Below are 3,596 nucleotides of genomic sequence, written 5' to 3' on the forward strand. Positions count from 1 at the left end.
CCCCAGCGCTTGCACCCACCCCAGCGCCAAGAACTTCCTTTAGAGATGTCTCCGCCGACTACTGGGCTTATGAATACATATCAGGACTCGCACGGTTCAGGGTGATTAGCGGCTTCCCCGATGGCACGTTTCAGCCTAACGAACCCGTAACCCGTGCGCAGTTTGCGGCGATTTTGAATCAAGCGTTTATGTCAGCGCAGCCTTTTCAAGTACCAAATGGGCGGTTGAATGCAACGCTACCCAGTACTCCAACCTTTGCGGATGTGCCTAACGATCTTTGGGCTGCTGGCTATATTGCTAAAGCTCGCACTGCGGGCTTTCTCTCGGGATATCCGGGGAATCAGTTTAAGCCCAATCAACCGATATCCCGCGTACAGGCCCTGATTTCTATCGCCAATGGATTGGGATATCAGGGCGGTAGTGTGGCGGAACTATTTGCCTATAAAGATGCTGCTGCCATTCCAGAATATGCTCGCCCTGGCATAGCCGCTGCAAGAGCCGCCAACATTGTTGTTAACTATCCTGCCCCCGATCAGCTCCTGCCCAATCGCCCGGCGACCCGCGCTGAGGTGGCGGCTTTTGTCTATCAGGCGCTGGTCAAAGATGGTAGGGCGCAACCTGTGGCGGCCGGTGCTCGCTGGAATAAAGCGCCTGTAACAACCCTGCCAACAGCAGCGGCAGGGTTTAGCTTTAGCGCCGATGGACAACGGCTACTTGCCTTGACCACAGACGGTGCAACGCTTCAGGTATGGAATACGCAAACAGGTGCGCTAATCAAGGAGATTGCCGCTGGCGATCAGACTCGTTTTGATGGGGCGGCAATCAGCAAGGATGGGGCGACGGTGGCGGCGATCGCGCAAACGTCTCTCACAAACACCGTGGAACTAGCGGCATGGACCATCGAGACAGGTCAGCCGCTGTGGAAAAAAACAATCAGCAGGGCAGAGTCAGCCATCGACGGGGGGCAGATTGCCTTTAGCCATGACAATCAGCGAATCATAACGTTTGTGAACCCACAGCAAGACGGCGCTTCTGCGCCACAACTAGCTCTGTGGAACACGGCGAATGGTGAAGCCGTGCAATCTTTAGACACCAGCGGTAGATTTGCCATTAGCCCTAATGGTCAATTTTTAGCCATTCAGATATACCTGGATGATTCATCGGGCCGTGTAGACCTCTGGCGACTCAATCAGAGCGGCATGTTTGAATACGCTAGGACGCTGCCGCCGGAAGATGTCCTCTTCTGGGGGATGAATATAGTCTTTAGAAACGATGGGTTGCTCAATGTGCTAACGCGATCGCCTTACGATGGACGGCTCGTCACTTGGAATCCCCAAACGGGCGCGCGCGTGACCAGCACTGAGCTACCGGCTGATCGATCAGATGATGCCATTGGCCTAAGTCCAGATGGCGATAGCTATTTTTTGGGGGGGCAGGTGGCTGGAGCGCGCTTGGGCAGTGTGAAAACTGGAGAAGTTCAGGACTGGCCCAGTGGCTATGGCTATCGGGTTGCGTTTAGCGATCGTGGCAACTACCTAGCGATCCTGAACAACAACCCCAATGAAGTAGGGACAGCGCTACCCACGCCATCCATTAGTATCTATGCCAAAACTGCCCATTAGGACAATCTCCAATGAAAGGCGGGGAGAGAAAAGAAGGCTGGTCGGATACAGCTATGGTGAGAACCATACTCAGCCGTGAGCCGTCGTCAGGTCTCTTTGGCGGGTTGCGAGGGATGCGGCCAAGATGCTGGGGAGTCGTTCAGCCCCACCTGACGGGCCAGGGCCTGTAGGGTGGGCGGATTATGAAACTGGCTCTGCAAAATAGCTTTGGCAGCATGGATGCGATCGCGATCGTCCCCATTCAGTAGATTTATGCCTGGCGGAGTTGCTGCGTCTTTGGTGGACTGCTCCAGCCACAGGGCAATCAGTTCCAGACATTTGCTTTCCAGATTGATCTTTAGATCTCAGGTACAACAGGCCGCTTGTGCTTGTACTGTGCCCACTACAACAGTCTTCTCTGGCGCAGTATCTGCCACCTTGACTACAAAGATCTCCCACCGGTTACCGTCGGGGTCGCTTACCCAAACCTTGTCCTGCAAGGCATAGCAGCAATCGGTGTTATGCTCTTCCAGCGTTTCGAGCCCAGCGGATTGAAACCGCGCGATCGCATCTCGCACCCCTTCGGTACTGTCAACCTGCACTCCTAAATGGGACAGCGCACCGTGAGCATCAATGGCATCGCTTACATTGAGCGTCAAATTAATGCCGGGGTTGTCAACGTCGAACTTTGCGTAATCGGGCTTGTGCTTAACCGGAGCTAACCCAAACAGCACCTGGTAGAAGGCAATGGAGCGCTCTAAGTCTGTCACTCTCAATGCAACGTGGGTTTTGAAGGTAGCCATAGGGTTCTCCTTTAATATTTCTACAAATACCGAAATAAATGACAAACAAATAACGCCTCTAGCTGCAGCAAGCGTTATTTGTTTGCCCCTGGCAGGACGTTTCAGTGAACTGGCCGTCCTCAAGCTCCAGCACATGGTTACGGGTGCAGCACTCTTCAAAGAGGAAGTCGATCAGTTGTTTCAGTGCTTCTGCGCGAGCACTATACCAGATCCATTGCCGATCCTTTTGAGCAGTCACGACCCCAACCTGGCGCAGCTTGTCCAAGTGGTGAGAGAGGGTAGCAGCAGCAATACCCAGTTCTTTCTGAATTTCCCCTGCAGGTAAGCCTTGAGGGTAAGCAGATAGCAGCAGGCGCACAATCTTAAGCCGAGAGGGTTGTCCTAGAGCGGCAAAGGTGGCAGCGAGGTCATCAACAGAGAGCTGAACCGAAGCTTGTTCTTCCATATTTCGATAATCACCGAAATATTTCTAAGTGTCAATCCTTCTAGCTTTAAGATTTGTAGTGGAATTTGGGTTGAGGAGAAGTAGCCAACGGATTGGCAAGAGAGCTGTAAGTGTCATTGAGAATGAGCAGTGCGCGCGCAGCTAGCCGTTCTGGCTTGCCTCACACCTATAGCTACAGGGTAATTGCTCAACTCAGTAGCCAATCAGCCTGGTGTGAGGTAAGGGCGCGAGCAATTACCTGAGATCTTTTGGTAACGCTTGAGCCATCGCTGTCCCTCAGGGGACTTGGGCTTTAGATTCAAGATCTCACGCAAGCTGCCTCGAAATCGGGAGCGGTATTGTTGAAACGTGGATTCTGCCAATTGATGTCGTCGCCGGTTCACGGCAATCGCGCGCAGTAATAAACGTTTCATCCAAGGGGCAAACAGGGGTATCAACTTAAGCCGAGACGGGTTGACTGTACCAGGGATTGGGCTGCTGTGACTCAGTAGACCGTCTAGGCATAGGTAACTCCGTAAAGGTACTTAAGACCGACTCAAAGAGGTCAGGAAACGGATGGCCAAAGAGACGCTGAGCGGCGGTCGTCCCATCAGGGCATTTGAGGTCAGAATTGTGGAGGATAAGTAGCTAGGCGCATTTAAACATAAAACGTTCTAGCTGATAATTTCCAGCTTTACTACGCGCTTCCATGCCGTCAATGACGGTCATGGCCAAGTCATATTCGTTATCAAACATCTGACCGGCAAT

4 protein-coding genes are annotated in these 3,596 nt (G+C 52.7%); 1 reads left to right on the forward strand and 3 read right to left on the reverse strand.

From position 1 onward, the window contains the following. Positions 1-1,622 (forward strand): S-layer homology domain-containing protein (locus tag IQ273_RS31740; protein WP_194027075.1); only part of this gene is annotated, 1,622 nt, incomplete at its 5' end. Between the two features lie 344 nt (positions 1,623-1,966). Here the strand turns inward: IQ273_RS31740 and IQ273_RS31745 are convergent. The 3 genes from IQ273_RS31745 to IQ273_RS34215 all read right to left on the reverse strand — a co-directional run bounded on the left by IQ273_RS31745 (position 1,967) and on the right by IQ273_RS34215 (position 3,470). Continuing rightward, positions 1,967-2,404 (reverse strand): ArsI/CadI family heavy metal resistance metalloenzyme, encoded by a 438-nt coding sequence (locus IQ273_RS31745; RefSeq protein WP_194027076.1) that lies wholly within the window; start codon positions 2,402-2,404, stop codon positions 1,967-1,969. A gap of 58 nt (positions 2,405-2,462) precedes the next feature. Next, positions 2,463-2,849 carry a helix-turn-helix transcriptional regulator gene (locus IQ273_RS31750; RefSeq protein ID WP_194027077.1) on the reverse strand — a complete coding sequence of 129 codons (387 nt, stop codon included), beginning with the start codon at positions 2,847-2,849 and terminating at the stop codon, positions 2,463-2,465. Positions 2,850-3,287: 438 nt separating this feature from the next. Continuing rightward, positions 3,288-3,470 (reverse strand): DUF6399 domain-containing protein, encoded by a 183-nt coding sequence (locus IQ273_RS34215; RefSeq protein ID WP_313898321.1) that lies wholly within the window; start codon positions 3,468-3,470, stop codon positions 3,288-3,290. Positions 3,471-3,596 lie beyond the last annotated feature (126 nt).

Source organism: Nodosilinea sp. LEGE 07298 (assembly GCF_015207265.1).
In the GTDB taxonomy this organism is placed as follows: domain Bacteria; phylum Cyanobacteriota; class Cyanobacteriia; order Phormidesmidales; family Phormidesmidaceae; genus Nodosilinea.

Coding starts and splice junctions, on each gene's coding strand:
- IQ273_RS31745 (WP_194027076.1), bottom strand. CDS start 2,404: ATGGCTACCTTCAAAACCCACGTTGCATTGAGAGTGACAGACTTAGAG.
- IQ273_RS31750 (WP_194027077.1), bottom strand. CDS start 2,849: ATGGAAGAACAAGCTTCGGTTCAGCTCTCTGTTGATGACCTCGCTGCC.